Genomic DNA, 21,861 nt, shown 5'->3' with positions numbered 1-21,861 from the left:
AGCGTTGACAAGGCTCGGGCGTCCGCGCAGGTTGCGCACCTCGTTCACCCGAGGAGCCCATGTCCGACGCCGCCGAGTCCTTCCACGGCCACGCCCACTTCGCCGCTCCCCCGCCGGGAGTCACCGTCCGGCATGACTGGACGCTGCCCGAGGTCCGCGCTCTCTACGAGCTGCCGCTCCTGGAGCTGATCCACAAGGCGCAGACGGTGCACCGCTCCGTGTTTCAGGAGAACAAGGTGCAGCTGTGCTCGCTGCTGTCCATCAAGACGGGCGGCTGCCCCGAGGACTGCTCGTACTGCCCGCAGGCGGCTCGCTACAAGACGGGCGTCAAGGCCGAGAAGCTGATGGCGGTGGGGGAGGTGCTGGAGGCTGCCCAGCGCGCCCGGTCCGCCGGGGCCACCCGCTTCTGCATGGGCGCCGCATGGCGCGAGGTGAAGGACGGCCCGCAGTTCGACAGCGTGCTGGAGATGGTGAAGGGCGTGCGGCGGCTGGGCATGGAGGCGTGCGCCACGTTGGGCATGCTCACCGAGAGCCAGGCCCAGCGGCTGCGCGAGGCGGGCCTGTCCGCCTACAACCACAACCTGGACACTTCGGCCGAGCACTACGGCGACATCATCTCCACGCGCACCTATGAGGATCGGCTGCGCACCCTGGATCGCGTGCGGCAGGCGGGCATCTCCGTGTGCTCAGGCGGCATCATCGGCCTGGGCGAGTCCGTGGATGACCGGTGCAAGCTGCTGCTGACGCTGGCGAACCAGGAGGTCCACCCCGAGTCCGTGCCCATCAACGCGCTGGTGGCGGTGGAGGGCACGCCGCTGTCGGAGCAGAAGCGCGTGGAGACGGTGGAGATGGTGCGCACCATTGCCACGGCGCGCATTCTGATGCCGCTGTCCATGGTGCGCCTGTCGGCCGGCCGCATGCAGATGAACGAGGAGGCGCAGCTGCTGTGCATGCTGGCGGGCGCCAACTCGCTCTTCTTCGGCGAGAAGCTGCTGACCACGGGCAACCCCGAGTACACCCAGGACATGGCCCTGCTGGAGAAGGCGGGCATCCGGCCGCTCGAGCCGGACATGTCGCGCTAGCCGTATGAGCGCTGGGATTGCCTCGGCATGGGCCCGGGAGGACCTGGAGGCCCTCGCCGGCCGAGGCCTGCGCCGCTTCCTGGAGCCCCTGGAGTCTCCCCAGGGCGCCTTGGTGCGCGTGGGCGGGGAGACGCTGATCAACTTCTCTTCGAATGACTACCTGGGGCTGGCGACCTCGCCTACCTTGCGCGCCGCAGCCATCGCGGCCCTGGAGCGTCAGGGCGTGGGCACGGGCGCCAGCCGCGTCGTGGTAGGAGACAGCACCGCGCACCAGCGCCTGGAGGCCCGGCTCGCCGCCTTCGAGCGCTCCGAGGCCGTCCTCCTCTTCAACACGGGCTTCGCTGCCAACACCGGCACCATCCCCGCGCTCGTGGGCTCGGGGGATGCCGTGTTCTCCGATGCGCTCAACCACGCCTCGCTCGTGGATGGCTGCCGCCTGTCCCGCGCGCGCACCGTCGTCTATCCGCACGCGGATGCCGAGGCGCTCGCCCGCGCCCTCGCGGAGACCCCCGCGCGCCGCAAGCTCGTCGTCACTGACACCGTGTTCTCGATGGATGGCGACGTGGCTCCACTGCGCGAGATCCTCGCGGCTTGCCGGGAGCACGGAGCTGCACTGATGGTGGATGAAGCCCACGCTACGGGTGTCCTGGGCGTCCGGGGTGCTGGGCTGTGTGAGGAACTGGGCATCGAGGCAGAGGTGGACCTGCGCGTGGGCACGCTGAGCAAGGCGCTCGGGTGCCTGGGTGGGTACGTCGCCACTTCTCGCGCCGTGGCCGACCTGCTGCTCAACCGTGCGCGCCCCTTCGTGTTCTCTACCTCGCTGCCCGCGGCCCTCTGTGCCGCCGCTGAGGCCGCGGTGGAGGAGGTGGAGAAGGACGACACCCTGCGCGCGAAGCTGTGGCGCAACATCCGCCGCTTCGCCAAGGGCTTGCGCGAGCTGGGGCTCCCCGCCGAGCAGCGCAGCGCCATCTTCCCCGTCATCATCGGCGAGCCGGATGCCGCCATCGACGCCGCGCGCCGCTGCCGGGAGAAGGGCCTGCTGGTGAAGGCCATCCGCCCGCCCACCGTCCCCGAGGGCACCAGCCGCTTGCGCTTCTGCCTCTCGGCGGCCCACACCGAAGGCCATCTCGATCTCGCGCTGGAGGTGCTGCGCCAGCTCGGAGTCCACCGTGGCGGATAGAACCCCGGAGCCCATTCCCGAGGACCCGTTCGCCGAGCGCGTGCCCGGGTCCTTCCAGATCTTCGTCACCGGCACGGACACCGGCGTTGGCAAGACGCAGGCCTCGTGCGCGCTGCTGTCCCTGCTCGTGGACGCTGGGCTGCAGCCCCAGGGCTTCAAGCCCTACGAGAGCGGGTGCAAGCCCCTCTCCGCTCCCGCCGACACGCTCGCGATGCGCGCGGCGGCCCAGAGCGAGCTGCCCGTGAACCTGCTGTGTCCCCACCGCTTCCGTGCGCCTCTGGCCCCCGGAGTGGCCGCTCGACGCCTGGGGCAGGAGCCGGACTGGGACGTCACGCTCGCCGCGTGGGAGAAGCTCCGGCACGGTCCCGTGGTGGTCGAGGGCGCTGGCGGCCTCTTCGTCCCGCTCGACTCGAAGCGGGACATCATCGACCTGATCAGCGTCCTACGGCTCCCTGTGCTGCTGGTGGCGCGGGCGGGGCTGGGCACCCTCAATCATACAGCCCTGTCGCTGCGAGCCCTGGCCGAGCGAGGCATCCCCGTGCGCGCCGTGCTGCTGAGCCGGAGCACCCCTTCGCGTGATCCTTCGGAGCGCGACAACCGCCTGCTGCTGGAAGAGCGACACGGAGTTCAAGTGCTCGGTCCAGTTTCTTTCCACCGCGATGCACGCCGTCGTCACACCGCGTTCCGCGAGGCCCTGCGTCCGCTTCTCCCTCATCGCGCGCGAGGCCGGTAAATCGGCCTCCGCCGCGTTCGAAGTGCTACAGGCCGCGCAAGTTTTCGGGAGTTGTGTCCGCGAAATGGACGCGTGTTTTGATCTGCGCGAGAACCCCGATCGCGAATGGCGGACATTATCGACCTCACGCTCCTGGCAGACGTCAGGCGCTACTTCCAGAAGCTCCTCGATACGCGCGGCCTGACCTACTTCCTCAAGAACGAGGGTCCCCGGCTGTTCCAGATCGAGCCCTCGAAGATCGAACTCGTCATCCGGACCGCGATCCGCACGCGCAAGTCCGGGCAGCCGAGGCCTCCGGATCAGGCGGTGGACTACTGCCGCACGGAGATTCGTCGCGAGCTGATCCGCAGAGTGGCCAGCGCCATGCTACAAACGGGTTTGTGAGCAGCTTCTCTTCCCGAACTCTGTTCTCGCGGACGTTGAACTCCCTGGCCAAGGCCCTGGCGAAGCGCCGGGCCCAGGGGCAGCCGGTGATCGATCTCACCGAGTCCAACCCCACACGGGTGGGACTGCCCCGGCCAGAGCCAGGGCTGCTGGCCACGCCAGAGGCCTACTCCTACGAGCCGGAGTCCACGGGCCTGCTCCCGGCGCGGCAGGCGGTGGCGGCGCACCTGTCCTCCCGGGGGGCGAAGGTCTCCCCCGAGCACGTGGTGCTGTCCGCGAGCACCAGCGAGGCCTACTCCTGGCTCTTCAAGCTGCTGTGTGACCCAGGGGACAACGTGCTCGTCCCGGCACCCAGCTACCCGCTGTTCCAGTTCCTCACGCAGTTGGAGGGCGTGGAGCTGAAGCCCTACCGCCTGCCGCGTGCCCACGGCTTCGGGCTGGACGTGGACACGGTGGCCGCCACCCGGGACTTGCGCAGCCGCGCGGTGCTGGTGGTGAACCCGGGCAACCCCACGGGCCACTACCTCCACGAGGGCGAGCTGGCCGCGCTGGCGGAGCTGTGCGCCGAGACGGACATGGCGCTGATCTGCGACGAGGTCTTCTCCGACTTTGCGTGGGACACGGAGCCCGGTCGGGTGACGACGGTGGTGGGGCGCTCGCTGCCCGTGCTCACCTTCTCGCTCTCGGGGCTCTCCAAGGTGTCGGGGCAGCCGGGGCTCAAGCTGGGCTGGATGCACGTGGGCGGCCCCATGGCCGAGCGGGACGAGGCCCTGGCGCGGCTGGAGCTGATCGCGGACACCTTCCTCTCGGTGAATACGCCGGTGCAGCAAGCCCTGCCCACGCTGCTGGCGCAGGCGCCGCGCTTCCAGGCCGCGGTGCTGGAGCGGGTGAAGGAGAACCGGCAGCGGCTGCTGGCCGCGCGGCCCGCGAACGCCACGTGGGATGTCATCCCCGCGCATGGAGGCTGGAACGCGGTGCTGCGCATCCCCATGGAGCCCGGCGAGGAGGCCACGTGCCTGGAGCTCCTGGACGCAGGCGTGCTGGTGCAGCCGGGTTACTTCTACGACTTCATCGGCGGCGCAGGGCTGGTGCTGTCCCTGCTGCCGCCGCCGGACGCGTTCGCCACCGCGCTGGTGCCGCTCGTCCGGGTGCTCTCGCGGTAGCGCCCGCCGCTACGGAGACGGCGGAGGGATGTTCTCCACCGCCACGAAGTTGCTGCCCTCCACCTTCCACAGCTCGATGGGGGAGGGCGCCTCGCCCGCAGCGTCGAACTGGAGGCTGCCGCTGGCGCCCTCCACGTCCACGCTGCGGCCGGCGGCCAGCTCGCTCGCGGCCTTGCCGAAGTTGGTGGGCGTCAGCTCGATGGGCGGATTGGAGCCGCTGGAGACCTTGGTGAGCCCCTCCGCCATCTTCGCGCCCGTCACCGCGCCCGAGGAGGCCTGGCTGTAGGCCACTCCGAGCCCCAGCAGGTACATCGAGTCATAGGCGTGCGAGGTGAAGGAGAAGTTGCGCGGATCCGGGCCGTACTTCTGGATGAAGCGCAGCTGGAAGGAGTTGAACGCCTGGCCCGCGCCCTGGGCCGGCGCGGTGCCGTTGGCCCCCTGGACTTCGGTGCGCACGTCCGGCTCCTTGTCGTCCAGCAGCGCCGCGTCCTTGGCGCTGTCCGAGAAGAACCACCGGTGGCCCGCGCCCGTCTTCAGGTTGGTGGTGCTCAGCCCGCGCTTCACGAGGAACGTCGCGTCATCCTCGAAGCCCACCACCACGGTGATGTCCGGATCGAACGGATCCAGCTGGAGCACCGCGTTGAGCATCGAGTTCTCGTCCTTGCGCAGGTAGGGCACGGGCCTGACGTTCTTGCTCGAGCCGCGCAGCCGCTCGGTGATGACCTCGAAGAGGCCCAGGCCGTAGGAGTCCTTGTCCAGGTAGAGCAGGCCGATCTTCTGCACGCTGTTGAAGCGCGCATCGTTGAGCAGCAGGTTGGCGATGACACGGCCCTGGATGGCGTCCGAGGGAGCGGTGCGCCACAGCAGGCCCACCTTGGTGTTGTCCTCCTTCGAGGTGAGCTCGGGCGAGGTCGCGCTGGAGCTCATGGTGAGCACGCCCGCAGGCAGGGTGACGGCCGCGGCCGCCAGTGTCTGGCTGCTGCCCGCCGTCAGCAGCGCGACGATCTTCTTCTCATTGACGAGCCACCGGGTCTGGTCCGCCGTGCGCATGGCATCGAAGGCGGTGTCGCACATGTGAAGGGTGATCTTCCGGCTGTTGCGGCCGGGCTCGTTGAGCTCGTCCAGCGCGAGCCGGATGGCGTTGAGCCCTTGCACCTCGGACGTGTCCTGGCCGGCTGACGGATCGGTCGCGCTCAAGCTCAGGGGCAGCACCGCGCCTATCTGCACGGCGTTCGGGTCGGTGGTATCGCCGTAGATCGTGCCGCAGCCCGCGGGCTGCGGCAGGCAGAAGTTCTGGGTGCAGACCTGCTCGACGCCACAGTCGGCGCTGGTCTCGCACTCGCTCAGCCCGCCCGCAGTGGTGAGGCTGCAGCCCGCGAGCAGGAGGGTGGACACACTCAGGATTCCGAACGCACGCATTAGAAGCTCACCTCCACACCCGCACCGGTCCCGCGCGGGGCGAGCGTCAAGCGCACCTCGCCCTCGGCCGGAGGACCCTCCTTGGGGAAGACGATGATGGCGCCAATGGCGGCGGCCAGTCCCACGCCCATGCCGATGTCCGCCAGCAGCGCCTTGCTGCGGGTGGTATCCGCCGCGGTCTGCTTGCCGTCCAGGTTGGTGGCGTCATCGAACTTGGTGCGCGCATCCCGCGCCTGGAGCCCGAAGAAGAGGCCGCCTCCGAGGCTGACGGCGGACAGGCCGCCCAGGCTGAAGGCAATCACGCGCGAGCGCCGGTAGTCCGCCAGGGCCCGCTCCTGCTCGGCCTTTTGCTGCTGCCGGGAGACCTCCTCGGCGCGGCGGGCGGCGGCTTGCTCTTCCTCCGCCTTGCGCCGGGACGCGTCCGCCTGCTCCTGGAGGCGCTTGCGCTCAACCTCCGCCTCGGCCGCGGCCTTCGCCTCCTTGTCGATGAGCACCCGCAGCCGGTCGATGGCCAGCGCCGAGCGCTTGAGCAGCGTGGGGTCCGCCTCCTCGGTGTTCTGTCCCACGTACTGCTGGTAGTAGCTGAGCGACTCGCGCAGGTCGCCCGCCTGCTCGTAGGCGCGGGCGATGTTGTAGATGAGCTTGGAGTTGGGCTGGGCCTCCTGGGCCTTCTTCAGGACCTCGGCGGCCTCGCGATACTTGCCCGCGTTGTACAGCCGCTCTCCCTCCTTCACGAGCGCGGCCGGGTTCTTCGCCCCCTTCTGTGCCCACGCCCCCGAGGGCATGGCCACCAGCAGGGCCATCGACAACAGGAAAGCCAGTCTCATGGGGCCCAGCCTACCGCTGAACCCGTTCTGGGGCGAACAGTCCCCGAAAACACGAAGGGCCGCCCCGACCCCATGGACGGGACGGCCCTGGAGGACCCCTCGGGAGGGGCGCCGCCTGCCTAGTTGCCCAGGCGGGAGATCAGCAGCTTGCGCTGGAGCATGAGCGCCTCGGGCGCCTTGGTGCCCAGCTGCTCGAAGAAGACCTCCTGGCTCTTGAGCTCGCTGCGCCACTCGTCGGCCTTGATGGAGGTGGACTCCGCCATGGCCTCGGGGTTGAGGTCCAGGCCCTGGGTGTTGATGTCACCCTGGCGCGGCACCCAGCCCAGCAGCGTCTCCTGCGTGGGCACGCGGCCGTGGACGCGGTTCACGATCCACTCCAGCACGCGCATGTTGTCGCCGTAGCCCGGCCACAGGTACTTGCCGTTCTTGTCCTGCCGGAACCAGTTCACCTGGAAGATCTTCGGCAGGTGGGTGATGGACTTCTGCATGTCCAGCCAGTGCTGGAGGTAGTCGCCCATGTGGTAGCCGCAGAAGGGCAGCATGGCCATCGGGTCTCTCCGGACCACGCCCACCTTGCCGGTGGCGGCGGCCGTCGTCTCGCTGCCCATGGTGGCGCCCAGGAACACGCCGTGCGTCCAGTTGAAGGCCTGGAGCACCAGCGGGACCGTGTTGGAGCGGCGCCCGCCGAAGATGATGGCGCTGATGGGCACGCCCTGCGGATCATTCGCCTTGGAGCTGAGCGCCGGGTTGTTCGTCATCGGCGCGGTGAAGCGGCTGTTGGGGTGCGCCGCCTTCTCGCCGTTGCCCGGCTTCCAGGGGCGGCCCTGCCAGTCGGTGAGCTCGGCGGGCACCTCGCCGTCCTTACCCTCCCACCACACGTCCCCGTCCGGCGTCAGTGCCACGTTGGTGAACAGGGTGTCCTTGGCGATGGTGGCCATCGCGTTCGGGTTGGTCTTGTTGTTGGTGCCAGGCACCACGCCGAAGTAGCCCGCCTCCGGGTTGATGGCGTACAGGCGGCCGTCCGGGCCCACGCGCATCCAGGCGATGTCATCGCCCACCGTCTCCACCTTCCAGCCCTTGTACTCGCCGGGCGGAATCATCATCGCGAAGTTCGTCTTGCCGCAGGCGGACGGGAACGCGGCGGCCACGTAGGTGGTCTGCCCCTTCGGGTCCGTCACGCCGAGGATGAGCATGTGCTCGGCGAGCCAGCCCTCCTCGCGGCCCAGGTAGCTGCCGATGCGCAGCGCCAGGCACTTCTTGCCCAGCAGCACGTTGCCGCCGTACCCCGAGCCGAAGCTCCAGATGGTGTTGTCGTGGGGGAAGTGGCAGATGTAGCGGCGGTCCGGGTTCACGTCACCGGTGCTGTGCAGGCCGCGGTTGAAGTCATCCGAGTCCCCCAGCATGTCCAGGGCCGCCTTGCCCATGCGGGTCATGATCCGCATGTTGAGCGCCACGTAGATGCTGTCGGTGAGCTCTACGCCAATCTTGGCGTAGGGGCTGCCCAGCGGGCCCATGACGTAGGGCACCACGTACAGGGTGCGGCCCTTCATGCAGCCGTCGAAGAGCTGGCCCAGCTTGGTGTAGGCCTCCTCGGGGTCCATCCAGTTGTTGGTGGGCCCGGCGTCCGTCTTGTTGGGCGTGCAGATGAAGGTGAGGTGCTCCACGCGCGCCACGTCGTTGGGGTTGGAGCGGTGGAGATAGCAGCCCGGGCGCTTCTCCTGGTTCAGCGGGATGAGGATGCCCTCCTTCACCGCCTGATCCGTCAGGCGCTTCTTCTCCTCTTCGGAGCCGTCGCACCACACTACGCGGTCCGGCTGCGTCATCCGCACGCAGCGGGACACCCACTGGAGCAGGGCCTGGTTCTTCGTCGGCGCGTCGCCAACGGCCGCCATCTGCGTCGAAGCCATGGAAGTTTCCTCGTGTCGTCTCAAAGGTAATCCCCCCCTTGTACGTCCGTTGCTGAGGCGCGGGACGGTAGCAATGGGAGAGGGGGCAAAACTTCATGAAGGGGGCCCCTCAAAGCAACACCCGTCCGGCAGTGAACCTGCCGGGTGAACAGGGCTCCTCTAATTTCACTTATCAGACGGGAAGCATCCATTAGCTGACGATGCAGTGCGTCGAAGACTCGCTTGGAGGCGCACCTGTCCCCACGTTGCCGGGCTTCCCTTATGACCATCGCCATCGTGCTGGGAATTGTGGTTGTCGCGCTGGTGCTCTTCTCCTTGGAGACCATTCCCATCGAGGTGAGCTCACTGACCGTGGTGTGTCTGCTGGCGATCACCCGGGTGCTCACGCCGGCGCAGGCCTTCGAGGGCTTCAGCAACGACACCGTCATCTTCATCTTCACCCTGCTGGCGATGACACAGGGGCTTGCCTCCACGGGCGTGGTGCAGATGGTGGGGCAGCGGCTCTCCTTCTTCGCGCGCTACGGGCACCAGATGTTCGTGCTGGCGATGATGGGAGCGGTGGCGGCGTTCTCGTCCATCATCTCCAACACGGTGACGACGGCGGCGTTCCTGCCGGTGGCCATCGGCGCGGCGCACCGGGCCAAGGTGCCCAAGAGCAAGGTGCTGCTGCCCCTGGCGTACGCGTCGATGCTGGGCGGGATGATCTTCTTGTACGGCACGTCCACGAACCTGGTGGCCTCAGCGGCGATGGAGAAGCTGGGGATGAAGGGGATTGGCGTGACGGAACTGGCGCCGGTGGGACTGCCGGTGGCGGTGGTGGGGATTCTGGTGGTGGTGCTGCTGGGGCCTCTGCTGCTGCCCTCGCGAGCGGGCGACGGGGGGATGAGTGACTGGTCCGTGCGCGACTACCTCACGGAGGCGGTGCTTCCGCCGGACTCGCGCTACCTGGGCAAGGAGCTGGCGGACATCACCGAGGGGCTGGGACTGCGCGTCATCGGGCTGATCCGGGATGGGCAGCCTCTGCCGGCGGTGCCCAAGCACGTGCTGGCCGGGGACGAGCGCATCATCATCGAGGGGAAGCGCGAGGACATCCTCCGGGTGAAGGACCTGCAGGGCATCGGCATCCGCCCGGACGTGAGGCTGGGGGATGAAGATCTGCGCGAGCGGGACGCGGTGCTGCTGGAGGCGAGCGTGCCGCCAGGGAGCCCGCTGGTGGGGCGCAGCCTGAAGGAGGTGCTCTTCGTGGAGCGCTACGGACTGGTGGCGCTGGCGCTGCACCGCAAGCCGGCCATTCAGCGGCTCACGAAGCTGCAGATGCTGGGGCGCATCTTCGGGGAGCAGTCGCTGTCGGCGATGCCGCTGTCGGTGGGGGATGTGCTGTTGCTGCGCGGGCCTCGCTCTCGGGTGGCAGAGCTGTCGGATGGCACGACGCTGTTGGTGCTCACGGATGTGGAGTACCAGCCGCCGCGCTACCGCAAGGCGCTGATGGCGGTGAGCATCTTCCTGGGCGCCCTGGCGGCGGGGACGTTGGGGCTGGTGCCCATGGCGGTGGCGGGGCTGGTGGGCATGCTGGCGATGATCGTCACCGGGTGCGTGGACTCGCGGATTGCGTTCCGGGTGGACTGGCGAGTGGTGCTGCTCATCGGCTCGATGATGGCGCTGGGCGTGGCCATGGAGGTGAGCGGGGCGGGCAAGTACCTGGGCGGGCTGGCGGCGCAGCTGGGCTCGTATGGGGGCCCGCGCCTGGTGCTGCTGTCGCTGATGGTGCTGACCATCGTGCTGTCGGCGCCCATGAGCAACCAGGCGGCGGCGCTGGTGGTGCTGCCGGTGGCGGTGAGCGCGGCGGCGCAGCTGGGAGTGGATGCGCGGCCGTTCGCCATCGGGGTGACGCTGGCGGCGAGCTGCTCGTTCATCACGCCGCTGGAGCCCAGCTGCGTGCTCGTGTACGGCCCTGGGCACTACCGGTTCACGGACTTCTTCCGGCTGGGCACGCCGCTGACGGCGGTGATGGTGGCCTTCTTGGTGTTTGCGGTGCCGGTGCTGTGGCCCTTCCAAGGGAAGGGCGAGCAGTCCCCGAGAGGCCGGGCCCCGGTGAGCCTGAGCGCGCCGGCTCAGGCCCAGCCGTAAGCGTCAGGACTTCTTGTCGGGCACCGGCTCGGAGAGGTGGCGGTGCATGGCCGCCTTCACCGACTCGGGGAGGATCCTGCCTCCGGCGACCATGGCCTTGTTGCTCCAGGAGCCGGCAACGACCTTCTCCTTGCCGGCCATGAGCGCCTTGAAGCCCTCACGCGCCACGGTCTCGGCATCGTCCTTCTCCTGCTGGCCGACCCGGGTGTGGTCCATCCCTGCGCGGTGGAAGAAGTTCGTCTCGGTGGGGCCCGGCATCAAAGAGGTGACGGTGATTCCCGCGTCCTTGAGCTCGTTGCGCAAGGACTCCGCGAAGGCCTGCACGAAGGCCTTGGATGCGCCGTAGACCGCCTCCAGCGGCGAGGGCATCGTCGCGGCAACGGATGACGTGATGAGGATGCGCCCGCTGCCGCGCTTCACCATGTCTCGCACCGCGCGCTTGGCCAGGTGCACCGTGGACGTGACGTTGAGCTGGATGAGGTTGAGCTCCGCCTCGAGCGACGTCTCCCGCGCGAAGTCACCGCCGACGCCGACACCCGCGTTCAGTGCCAGCGAGTCCACCGGCCGGCCCGTGGCCTGGACCCGCGCCCAAAGCTGCTCGACGCCCTGGTAGGTCGCCAAGTCGACCTGCAGGCTCTCGACCTGAACCCCCAGGGAACTCAGGCCCGCCTCGGCGTCCAGGATGCCGATGTCCTCCGCCGCGATGAACAAATCGAAGCCGTGCTGCGCGAACTGCCTGGCCAATTCGAAGCCAATGCCGCTCGACGCTCCGGTGATGACCGCGAGCGGACGCGGGGATGACGTCAGGGTCCCTGCCATGGGAAAGCTCCTTGGATGAGATGAAGTCCCCTCCCAAGGTGGAGACGGCAGGCGGGCGCCGCAAAGCAAGGGCTGCCCGCAGGCCCTCGCAACAGCCGAGCGAGCGTGGCGCTCAAGAAGCCCGGATCAGCGCTTGGGGGCGGCCTGGACGAAGTGCCCGTCCGTGCTCAGGCGCAGCCGGTTGACGTACTCGATCTTCACGTCGAGGCAGAGCTGATCCTTCTTGGGAGACAGCGAGACGGAGGGCGCGATGAGCTGATGCTCGGGGGGCTGCCCCAGGGCGATCCACGCCCGCGCTCCATCGGTTCCGAGCACCACCCACCGTGTCTCCTCGCCGCCCGCGGCCCGATCCAGCTCCAGCTTGAGCAGCAGGATGGCCATCCGCTTGTCCGGAGGCACCCAGGAGCCCGCGAGCGACACATCCACCTCCGTGGACTGCCAGGTGGCCCAGGTGTTGATGATGCAGAAGCCTCCGGCCACTGGACGCGCCATGACCAGGGCCGCGCCTCCGTCGATGACAGGCTGGGTGCGCTCCTCCATGCCGAGCAGCTCGACGGTGCCCTCGGCCAGCTCCAGCTTCTGGCGGAAGGACGCCTCGACGGTGTTCGTGGGCACGAAGGCGAACTCCGAGGGCGCCAGCGCGGGCAGCCAGTGGCGCGCCTGGATCCGCGGCCCGTAGTCCGCCTCCAGCGGTACGTCCGCGACAATGGACTCCGGGCAGGTGGGGGTGGAAGGCGCAGGAGCCGCCACGGGAACCGGTGTGGCGGCTTCGCGGCCCGCAGTGCAGCCGGAGCCCAGCAGCCCCAGCACGCACGTCCACACCCGTGCTTGCCTTGGGTTCATTCGTTCATCGCCTTTCTTTAGGGAGTGTAGAGCTCCGCCGTGGCGAGAGAGCCAGAGGAACTCAAGCCCCCGGTGACGAGCACTCTGCCTGAGGGGAGCAAGGTAGCGATGGGCTTCGAGCGGGCCATGGACATGGAGCCAGTGGAGGACCAGGCGTTGGTGGCTGGGTCGTACACCTCCGCTTGGGCGAGGTACGCGAGGCTAAAACCCCCCGCGATGAGCACCTTGCCCGAAGAGAGCAGAACAGCGGTGTGGGAGTAGCGGCTCAAGGCCATGGAGCTGGCAGAGGACCAGGCGTTGGTCGCTGGGTCGTACACCTCCGCGGAGGCGAGGTTGCCAGACGTGCCCGCGCCCGCCGCGACGAGCACCTTGCCGGAGGGGAGCAGGGTGGCGGTGTGCATGGAGCGCCTCACGGTCATGGACCCGGCTGAGGACCAGGAGTTGTTCGCCGGGTCGTAGACCTCTGCGGAATGGAGGTAGGTGCCAGAGAAGCCGCCCGCGATGAGCACCTTGCCCGAAGAGAGCAGAACAGCGGTGTGGTAGTAGCGGCTCAAGGCCATGGAGCTGGCAGAGGACCAGGCGTTGGTCGCTGGGTCGTACACCTCCGCGGAGCTCAGGATGCTTCCGTTGTATCCCCCTGCGACGAGCACCTTGCCGGAGGGGAGCAGGGTGGCGGTGTGCTGGGAGCGCGCCGTGGCCAGGGTGCCTGCGGGGGACCATGCGTTGGTGGCCGGGTCATACAACTCCGCCGTGGCGAGGTGGCCGCCACCGTAGCCCCCCGTGACGAGCACCTTGCCGGAGGGGAGCAGGGTGGCGGTGTGATCGTAGCGGTCCGAGGCCATGGCGCCCGCAGAGGACCAGGTGTTGGTGGCCGGGTCATACAGCTCCGCAAAGGCGGCATTGGGTCCCCCCGTGACGAGCACCTTGCCGGAGGCGAGCAGCGTGGCGGTGGGGAACTCGCGGGCCCCGGCCATCGAGCCCGCGGAGCTCCATCCGGAAACGCACGTGGGCAGGCCGGGCACGGAGAACGCCTTGGAGGCTGAGAGCCCATAGGCATTGGTGACGGTCGCGGTCAGGGTGGGGGTCACACCCGTGATGACGCACGAAGGCGCCGTCCACACGACGCGGCTCGTGTTGGCGGTGTTCTGCGCCGTGGCCAGCGAGCCGCTATTGGCGCTCCACGCAAACGTCAGGGCGCTGGCCTGCGAGTCCAGGGCTGTGACCTCCAGGTCCACGGTCTGATCGGGAGAGACGGAGGTGGCGGATTGGAAGAAGTTGCTGAATGCAGGAGGGAAGCGCTCCGTGGTGGGCGAGGTGACACAGAGGTTGAGGGAGCCCGTCGTCTGCCCGCCGCGGCTGTCCTGAACGGTGACGGTGAGCTTGCAGTTGTTGCAGGCACCGGCCGGCACGGAGGAGGGGACGAAGGAAGCGGCGCTCGAGGTCGCATTCGTCCATGTCCCCGGACAGGAGGCCGTCCACTGATAGGAGAGCGCATCGCCATCGGCATCGGCTACGAGGGCGGAGACGGTGGTGGACTGTCCCGCGTCCAGGCGGTTGAGGGAAGCGGAGACCTTGGAGACCACTGGCCACAGGTTGAAGGAGATGGTGAGGGCCGCGTTGCCGGTGGAGGTACCGGAGACGACGTTGATAGTGAGCGAGACGGAGACCGCGGCGCCCTGAGAGTCCGTCACAGTGAAGGTGACCATGTGCACCCCTGGAGACGCCGGAGCCGTCCAGGAGGAGGAGGTCGTCGTGGGAGCAGAGAAGGATCCACCAGAGGCCGCCCACGCGGAGGTGAGGGTGTCTCCTGCGTTGGGATCATGAATGGTGGCTGTCAGGGAGAGGGAGCCTCCCGTCTGGACAGACGTGGAGGAGGCCACGAGGGAGTCAATGACGGGTGCCTCGTTGGAGTAGGGTGGAGGGGGTGACAGCTCCTGAAGGGTCAGGACGACGGCAGTGATCTGGTTGGCGTTGAGGGTGACGCCGGAGGTCTGTCCCTGGAAGCGCTTGACGCCAGCGGCGTCGAAGGCCTCCGCGAGGAAAACGCGCTGGGAGCCTGTGGGGATGTTGCCGATGATGCCACCCCAGACGCCATGGGTCTTGGCCAGCTCGATGGCGAGGGAGGCCATGTCCTCAGCAGAGACCGTCACCTTGACGCGGGTGATGTCGCTGGTGGAGAGGGCTTGGGGCACCGAGACCGCGAACTGGACCGAGCCGGTGTTGGAAGAGGAAGGGGCAGCACAGCTGGCAGCCAGCACCAGCCCGAGCGCCAGCAGCCCGCGAGAGAAGGGAGTTCTCATAATGGATTTCCTGGGAGCGATGGGGGGCCGGGTGCTCAGGGCGTGTAGAGCGCCGAGGTCCCCAGGAAGCCGCTGTTGCTGTAGCCCCCGGTGACGAAGACGCGGCCCGAGGGGAGCAGGGTGGCCGTGTGGTACGCGCGAGCCCCCGGCAGCGTTCCTCCGGAGGACCAGGTGTTGGAGCCCGGGTCGTAGAGGCTCGTGGCGTCGTGGAAGACGGTGCCGTTGTCTTCGTCGTCGTTGTAGTAGCTGTAGTACCCGCCCGTGAGGAGGACCTTGCCGGAAGCGAGTGCGGTGGCGGTGTGGTCCTGGCGCCTCGCACCGAAGGTGCTCCCGGAGGTCCAGGTGTTGGTGGACGGGTCGTAGACCTCGGCGTTGTTGAAGTAGGAGGCGCCGTTATAACCCCCTGTGACGATCACCTTGCCGGAAGCGAGCGCGGCCGCAGCGTGGACGTTGCGGGCTGTGTTCAGCGGGGCCACCGTGGTCCAGGAGTTCGTGGTGGGGTTGTACAGCTCCACCGAGTTGGTGACTCCGCTGTAGGTGTTGCCGCCCGTGACGAGCACTTTGCCGGAGGCCGGGAGGAAGGTGGCGGTGTGGCCGGTGCGCATCGTGCTCATGGGCGCCGCGTTGGACCAGGAGTTGGTGGCTGGGTCATACAGCTCCACCGAGTTGAGGAAGCCGCTATTGATGCCGCCCGCGACGAGCACCTTGCCCGAGGCGAGCAGTGTCGCCGTGGCGTTCTGGCGCGTGGTGCCCATGGGGGCCGCGGCGGACCAGGAGTTGGTGACCGGGTCATACAGCTCCGCTGAGGCGAGGACTCCGCCATCGGTGCCGCCGGCGATGAGGACCTTGCCCGAGGGCAGCAGGGTCGCAGTGTGGTACCGGCGGCGCGAGGTCAGCACGCCCGCGGCGGACCAGGTGTTGGTGGCCGGGTCATACAGCTCCGCCGAGGCGAGGTAGTTGTTATTGTAGCCCCCTACAACCAGGACCTTGCCGGAGCTCAGCAGCGTGGCGCTGTGGTTCGAGCGGCTCGTGAGCATCGAGGCCCCGGTACTCCATCCGGACGCGCACGCGGGCAGGCCCGTGACAGAGAAGGTCTTCGAGGCGAAGACGCCATACGCGTTGGTCGCGAACGCCGTGATGGAGACGGGAACGCCCGTTACCGCGCAAGAGGGCGCCGTCCACACCACTTGGCTGGTGCTGGCGGTGTTCTGCGCCGTGCCCAGCGTACCGATGCTCGAGACCCAGGAGAACGTCATGGCGCTGGACTGCGGATCCAGCGCGGTGACGTTGAAGCTCACCGTCTGCGCCGGCGCGGTGGTGGTGGCTGACTGGTAGGAGTTGGTGAAGAGCGGCGGGAAGCGCTCGGTGGTGGCGGCGGCCACGCAGAGGTTGATTGTCCCGGAGCCCTGGCCTCCTCGCCCGTCCTGCACCGTGACGGTGAGCTGGCAGTTGTGGCACGCGCTGGACGGAATGGCCGAGGGCACGAACGTGGCGGCGCTGGAGGTCGCATTGCTCCACGTGCCGGTGCAGCCCACGGCGCCCCACTGGTAGGTCATCGCATCCGCGTCCGCATCCGAGGCGGTGGCGGTGAGGGCGATGGGCTGGCCCACGTCCACGCGGGTGCGCGACGCGGTGACCTTGGAGACCACGGGGAAGAGATTGAAGGTGATGGAGAGGTTCGCCGTGCCAGCGGAGGTACCCGCGATGACGTTGACGGCGAGGGAGATCGACGCGGCCGCGCCCTGGGAGTCCGTCACGGTCAGGGTGAGCGTCTGGATGCTGGCCGAAGCCGGAGCCGTCCAGGAGGTGTTCGCGGCGGCCGGGGTGGAGAAGGTGCCTCCAGTGGCCGTCCACAGATAGGTGAGGGTGTCCCCCGCGTTGGGATCCTGCGCCGTCGCGGTCAGAGAGATGGCGCCGCCCGTCTGCACGGTGGTGACGTTTGCCACCACGGAGTTGATGAGGGGCGCGTCATTGCCATACGGCGGCGGAGGCACCAGCTCCTGGAGTGTGAGGGCCACGGCGGTGGTCTGGTTGGCGGTGATGGTGATGCTGGAGACCTGCCCCTGGAAGCGCTTGGCGTTAGTGGAGTCGAAGGCCTCGGCGAGGAAGGTGCGGTTGGCGCCGGCGGGGATGCTGCCGATGACGCCGCCCCAGGTGCCGTTGCTCTTGGCCAGGTCCACCACGAGGGAGGTCATGCCCGCGGCGGAGACGGTCACCTTCACGCGGGTGACGTCGCTGGCGGAGAGGGCCTGCGGCACGGAGGCCGCCAGCTGCGCAGAGCCGGTGTTGGAAGAAGACGGGTCGGAGCAACCGGCGAACAGCGCCAGTCCCACCGCCAGCAGCAGGTAAGAGGAAGTTCTCTTCATGTGGCAATCCTTGAGGTGGATGAATCTGTCAATGAACCGGAGGACTCGGGGGCTCACGGCGAGTACAGCGCCGTCCCCGCGAGATAACTGCTGCTGGCGCTGTAGCCACCCGTGACGAACACCTTGTTGTTGGGCAGCAGCGTCGCCGCATGAAGCTGGCGAGCGGAGGGCATCGAGCCTGCGGAGCTCCAGGTGCCGGTGGCGGAGTCGTACAGCTCTGCACTGGAGAGGGCATCGCTGCTGCCTTGTCCGCCCGCGACGAGCACCTTGCCGTTGCTCAGCAGGATTGCCGTATGGTATTGGCGGGTGGTGGCCATGGCGCCCGTCGTGCTCCACGTGCCTGTGGCCGGATCGTACACCGTGGCTGTCGCCAGATAGCTGGTGCTGCCGTTCTGCCCTCCGGCAACGAGGACCTTGCCGTTGGGCAGCAGCGTCGCCGTGTGTATCTGTCGGGGAGAGGCCATGGAACCCGTGGCGCTCCAGGTGCCCGTGGCCGGGTCATACACCATTGCCGTCGCGTGATAGAAGGTGTCGGAGCCTCCAGCGACGAGCACCTTGCCGTTGGGCAGTAACGTCGCCGTGTGGCGGTGGCGCCCCACGGTCATGGAAGCCGTCGTACTCCAGGTGTTCGAGGCCGGATCGTACAGCTCTGCCGTCGGCAGGTAGCCGTTGTTGTAGTTGTGTCCGCCCGCGACGAGGACCTTGCCAGTGGGCAGCAGCGTGGCCGTGTGAAACCAGCGCCCCGCGCTCATGACCCCCGCTGCGCTCCAGGTGCCCGTGGCCGGGTCGTACACCTCCGCTGACAGGAGAGGGCTCCCGTTGGTGCCTCCCACGATGAACACCTTGCCGTTGTTCAGCAGGACCGCCACGTGGAGGCTCCGAGGAATGATCATGGAGCCGGTCGTGCTCCAGGTGCCTGTGGCTGGGTCGTACAGCGCCGCCGTCGCCAAGTGGCCACCGTTGTACCCTCCCGCGACGAGGACCTTGCCGTTGGGCAGCAGCGTCGCCGTGTGCTCGCGGCGAGTCGTGGCCATGGAGGCCGCCGAGGCCCAGCCCACGGTACAGACCGGCGGCCCCGTCACTGTGAAGCTCCGGGTGGCCGTCAAGTTGAAGGCGTTGGTGACGGTGACCATGACAGTGGGCGTCGCCCCCGAGGGAACACAGGAGGGCGCCGTCCAGGTGATGTGGCTGGTGGAGGCGTCGGTGGCAGGCGTCCCCAGCACGCCGATGCTGGCTGTCCAGGCAAACGTCAGCGAGCTGGCCTGAGCGTCCATGGCGGTGACGTCAAAGGAGACTGTCTCCCCAGGAGCGGCGGAGGCGGCGGATTGGAAGGAGTTGATGATGTTGGGAGGGAAGCGCTCGGTGGAGGAGGTGGTGATGCAGAGGTTGAGGTCGCCGGTCGTCTGCCCGCCGCGCCCGTCCTGGACGGTGACCGTGAGGCGGCAGTTGTTACAGGCGCTCGCCGGGACGGAGGAAGGAACGAAGGAAGCGGTACTCGAGGCCGCATTCGTCCATGTGCCGGGGCAGGAGGCGGTCCACTGGTAGGTGAGCGCGTCGCCATCCGCATCGGAGATCTGGGCGGAGACGGTGGTGGACTGCCCGGCATCGAGGCGGCTGGGCGATGCGGAGACCTGGGAGATGACGGGCCAGAGGTTGAAGGAGACGTTGATGGCCGCGCTGCCGGTGGAAGTACCCGGGACGACGTTGACGGCCAGGGAGACGGAGACCGCCACGCGTTGAGAATCCGTCACGGTGAAGGTGAGGGTCTGCACGCCGAGCGAGGCTGGAGCCGTCCAGGTGGTGGTGGCGGCCGTGGGCGCGGAGAAAGTGCCGCCTGTGGCGGTCCACGCCAGGGCGAGGGTGTCGCCCGCATTGGGATCATGCACCGTCGTGGTCAGGGAGACAGAAGCGCCCGCCTGGACGGAAGTCGAAGAGGCCACCAGTGAGTCGATGATGGGCGCTTCGTTGGAGAAGGGAGGCGCGGGCGCCAGCTCCTGAAGGGTGAGGGCCACAGCGAGGGTCTGGTCGGCATTGATGGTGACGGCGGAGGTGGAGCCCCGGAAGCGCAGGGCGCCAGAGGCGTCGAAGGCCTCGGCCAGGAAGGCGCGGTTGACGCCCGCGGGGATGTTGCCGACGAGCCCGCCCCAGGTGCCGTGGGTCTTGGCCAGCTCCACCACGAGCGAGGACATGTCCGAGGCGGAGACGGTCACCTGGACGCGGGTGACGTCGCTGGCAGAGAGGGCCTGGGGCACCGAGACCGCGAACTGGACGGAGCCCGTGGGCTGCTCGGTGCAGGCGGAGAGAGCAAGCAGCAGCACTGTGACGAGACAGGAGAAACGGGGGTGGATGGGCAAGACGTGTCCTTTAGAAATGGAGCCCGATGACATGCAGGGCTCAGGGCGTGTACAGCTCCGCCGCAAGGGAGCCATGGGTGGCTCCTCCGGAGACGAGCACCTTGCCGTTGGTCAGCAGCGTGGCCGTGTGGGACTCGCGAGCTGAGGCCAGAGAGCCTGCGGCGCTCCAGGTGCCCGTGGCCGGGTCGTACACCTCCGCCGTCGAGCCCCCCGCGATGAGCACCTTGCTGTTGGTCAGCAGCGTCGCCGTGTGCCAGACGTGAGGTGAGGCCATGGAGGCCGTGGCGCTCCAGGTGCCAGCGGCCGGGTCATATACCTCTGCCGTCGCGAAGTAGGTGCCGCCGTATCCCCCCGTGACGAGCACCTTGCCGTTGGTCAACAGCGTCGCCGTGTGGCCGATACGGGGCGAGGTCATCGAGGCGGTCGCGCTCCAGGTGCCCGTGGCCGGGTCGTACACGTCCGCCGCCGCGTCGCTGGCGTTCATATTCCCACTGAGGGAACCCCCCGTGACGAGCACCTTGCCGTTGGGCAGCAGCGTCGCCTTGTGGGCCCAGTGGGGTGAGCTCATGGAGCCGACCGCGCTCCAGGTGCCCGAGGCCGGGTCGTACACCTCCGCCGATGCGAGAGGGCTTCGAATCCATCCCCCTGCGACGAGCACCTTGCCATTGGCCAGCAGCGTCGCCGAGGGGCCATCGCGACGCGAGAGCATGGGGGCGGTCGCGCTCCAGGTATTCGAAGCCGGGTCATACACTTCGGCCGCCGCGATGGCGTCACCGTTGTTGCCCCCCGCGACGAGGACCTTGCCATTGGGGAGCAGCGTCGCCGTGTGGGACCCGCGAGGCGAAATCATGGGGCTGAGGGTGCTCCAGGTGCCCGAGCCCGGGTCGTACAGTTCTGCCGTCGCGAGGGCGCCACCGTTGTAGCCCCCCGTGATGAGCACCTTGCCAGAAGGGAGCAGAGTGGCTGTGGAGCCCGAGCGGGCTGCGGCCAGGGCGCCCGTGGTGGCCCAGCCGGGCGTGCACGTCGGCAGGCCTGGGGGAGAGAAGGGGATGGTGGCCGAGAGGCCAAAGGCATTGGTGACGGTGGCAGTGACGGTGGGAGGAACACCCGTCACCGCGCAGGCAGGGGCCGTCCAATGGACCTGGCTGGTGCTGGCGGTGTTCTGCGCTACGGCCAGCGAGCCGGTGTTGGCCGTCCAGGTGAACGTCAGGGAACTGGCCTGGGAGTCCATGGCGGTGACGCCAAAGGAGACCGTCTGGCCTGGAGAGGCGGAGGGGGCGGACTGATAGAAGTGGGTGAAAGTGGGAAGGAAGTGCTCGGTGGAGGAAGAGGCGACACAGAGGTTGAGCGAGCCGGTGGTCTGTCCTCCTCGGCCGTCTTGAACGGTGACGGTGAGCCGGCAGTTGTTGCAGGCGCCTGCTGGCACGGAGGAGGGGACGAAGGATGCGGCACTCGAGGTCGCATTCGTCCAGGTTCCCGGGCAGGAGGCCGTCCACTGATAGGAGAGCGCATCGCCATCCGTATCCGAGGCCAGCGCGGAGACGGTGGTGGACTGTCCCGCATCCAGGCGGTTGAGAGAGGCAGAGACCTTGGAGACCACCGGCCACAGGTTGAAGGAGACGTTGAGGGCCGCATTGCCGGTGGAGGCACCGGAGACGACGTTGACAGTCAGAGAAACGGAGACGGCTGCCCCCTGAGAGTCCGTCACGGTGAAGGTGAAGGTTTGGAGGCCGGGGGAGGCCGGGGCCGTCCAGGAAGTGGTGGCGGCGGCGGGCGCGGAGAAGGTGCCGCCGGAGGTCGTCCACGCCAGGGTGAGGGTGTCCCCAGCGTTGGGATCATGAAGCGTGGCGGTGAGGGAAAGAGAGCCACCGGCCTGGACAGAAGTCGAGGAGGCGACGAGGGAGTCGATGATCGGCGCCTCATTGGAGTAGGGCGGAGGGAGAGCCAGCTCCTGAAGCGTGAGAGCGACAGCGGTGGTCTGGTTGGCGGTGATGGTGACGGCGGAGGTGGAGCCCTGGAAGCGCAGGGTGCCCGAGGTGTCAAAGGCCTCTGCGAGGAACGAGCGGTGGGTGCCCGCGGGAATGTTGCCGATGAGGCCGCCCCAGGAGCCGTTTGTTTGGGCCATGTCGACGACGAGAGAGGACATGTCCGAAGCAGAGACCGTCACCTTGACGCGGGTGACGTCACTGGCGGAGAGCGCCTGCTGGGTAGAGGCCGCGAACTGAACGGAGCCCGTGGGCTGAGAGGGGGTGCAGGCAAAGACGGAGAGCAGCAGCGCTCCTGCCAGACAGGAGCGCCGTGGGTGGATGGGCATGGCTGTGCCTTCAGATGGGAGACGGAGTGTGGGGGATGAGGTT

The 21,861-nt window shown here is 68.3% G+C and carries 15 protein-coding genes; 6 read left to right on the top strand and 9 right to left on the bottom strand.

Annotation, left to right across the window (positions count from 1 at the left end; genetic code table 11):
* Positions 1–59: 59 nt before the first annotated feature.
* From bioB to DB31_RS28160, 5 genes are all read left to right on the top strand, one after another.
* Positions 60–1,082, top strand: a complete 1,023-nt coding sequence (bioB, locus tag DB31_RS28180; RefSeq protein WP_044193122.1) for a biotin synthase BioB — start codon at positions 60–62, stop codon at positions 1,080–1,082.
* Between the two features lie 4 nt (positions 1,083–1,086).
* The gene (bioF, locus tag DB31_RS28175) at positions 1,087–2,262 is read left to right on the top strand and encodes an 8-amino-7-oxononanoate synthase (RefSeq protein ID WP_044193121.1); all 1,176 of its coding nucleotides are present in this window, start codon (positions 1,087–1,089) and stop codon (positions 2,260–2,262) included.
* 40 nt (positions 2,263–2,302) lie between these two features.
* The gene (gene bioD, locus DB31_RS28170; RefSeq protein WP_157232231.1) at positions 2,303–2,995 is read left to right on the top strand and encodes a dethiobiotin synthase; all 693 of its coding nucleotides are present in this window, start codon (positions 2,303–2,305) and stop codon (positions 2,993–2,995) included.
* A gap of 105 nt (positions 2,996–3,100) precedes the next feature.
* On the top strand, positions 3,101–3,379 hold the full coding sequence (locus DB31_RS28165) for a hypothetical protein (protein ID WP_044193119.1): 279 nt from the start codon (positions 3,101–3,103) through the stop codon (positions 3,377–3,379).
* Positions 3,376–4,542 (top strand): pyridoxal phosphate-dependent aminotransferase, encoded by a 1,167-nt coding sequence (locus tag DB31_RS28160; RefSeq protein WP_044193117.1) that lies wholly within the window; start codon positions 3,376–3,378, stop codon positions 4,540–4,542. The genes DB31_RS28165 and DB31_RS28160 overlap by 4 nt, the downstream gene beginning before the upstream one ends.
* 9 nt (positions 4,543–4,551) lie before the next feature.
* On the opposite strand, the gene DB31_RS28155 is transcribed toward DB31_RS28160, so the two are convergent.
* From DB31_RS28155 to DB31_RS28145, 3 genes are all read right to left on the bottom strand, one after another.
* Positions 4,552–5,961, bottom strand: a complete 1,410-nt coding sequence (locus DB31_RS28155) for an ABC transporter substrate-binding protein (RefSeq protein WP_044193115.1) — start codon at positions 5,959–5,961, stop codon at positions 4,552–4,554.
* Positions 5,961–6,788, bottom strand: coding sequence for a tetratricopeptide repeat protein (locus DB31_RS28150; RefSeq protein WP_044193113.1), 828 nt, complete (start codon positions 6,786–6,788; stop codon positions 5,961–5,963). The genes DB31_RS28155 and DB31_RS28150 overlap by 1 nt, the downstream gene beginning before the upstream one ends.
* A 119-nt stretch (positions 6,789–6,907) precedes the next feature.
* Positions 6,908–8,695: a phosphoenolpyruvate carboxykinase (GTP) gene (locus DB31_RS28145; protein ID WP_044193112.1), complete on the bottom strand. Its 1,788-nt coding sequence runs from the start codon at positions 8,693–8,695 to the stop codon at positions 6,908–6,910.
* Between the two features lie 261 nt (positions 8,696–8,956).
* On the opposite strand from DB31_RS28145, the gene DB31_RS28140 reads away from it, so the two are divergent.
* Positions 8,957–10,822 carry an SLC13 family permease gene (locus DB31_RS28140; RefSeq protein WP_044193110.1) on the top strand — a complete coding sequence of 622 codons (1,866 nt, stop codon included), beginning with the start codon at positions 8,957–8,959 and terminating at the stop codon, positions 10,820–10,822.
* A 3-nt stretch (positions 10,823–10,825) separates the two neighbouring features.
* Here DB31_RS28140 and DB31_RS28135 read toward each other — a convergent pair whose 3' ends face one another.
* The 6 genes from DB31_RS28135 to DB31_RS28110 form a co-directional block, all read right to left on the bottom strand.
* Positions 10,826–11,641: an SDR family NAD(P)-dependent oxidoreductase gene (locus DB31_RS28135; RefSeq protein ID WP_044193109.1), complete on the bottom strand. Its 816-nt coding sequence runs from the start codon at positions 11,639–11,641 to the stop codon at positions 10,826–10,828.
* 126 nt (positions 11,642–11,767) lie between these two features.
* Positions 11,768–12,484: a hypothetical protein gene (locus DB31_RS28130; RefSeq protein WP_157232223.1), complete on the bottom strand. Its 717-nt coding sequence runs from the start codon at positions 12,482–12,484 to the stop codon at positions 11,768–11,770.
* 17 nt (positions 12,485–12,501) lie between these two features.
* Positions 12,502–14,784 carry a Kelch repeat-containing protein gene (locus tag DB31_RS28125; RefSeq protein WP_044193106.1) on the bottom strand — a complete coding sequence of 761 codons (2,283 nt, stop codon included), beginning with the start codon at positions 14,782–14,784 and terminating at the stop codon, positions 12,502–12,504.
* A 35-nt stretch (positions 14,785–14,819) separates the two neighbouring features.
* A complete protein-coding gene (locus DB31_RS28120) occupies positions 14,820–17,150 on the bottom strand; it encodes a Kelch repeat-containing protein (RefSeq protein ID WP_044193105.1) in 2,331 nt (776 codons plus the stop codon).
* A 53-nt stretch (positions 17,151–17,203) separates the two neighbouring features.
* On the bottom strand, positions 17,204–19,504 hold the full coding sequence (locus DB31_RS28115; RefSeq protein WP_052420314.1) for a Kelch repeat-containing protein: 2,301 nt from the start codon (positions 19,502–19,504) through the stop codon (positions 17,204–17,206).
* A gap of 40 nt (positions 19,505–19,544) precedes the next feature.
* A complete protein-coding gene (locus DB31_RS28110; RefSeq protein WP_044193102.1) occupies positions 19,545–21,818 on the bottom strand; it encodes a Kelch repeat-containing protein in 2,274 nt (757 codons plus the stop codon).
* Between the last annotated feature and the right edge of the window lie 43 nt (positions 21,819–21,861).

Source organism: Hyalangium minutum, from assembly GCF_000737315.1.
Lineage (GTDB): Bacteria > Myxococcota > Myxococcia > Myxococcales > Myxococcaceae > Hyalangium > Hyalangium minutum.
The sequence above is the reverse complement of the archived record's forward strand: the minus strand, read 5'-3'. Positions and strand labels throughout refer to the sequence as shown.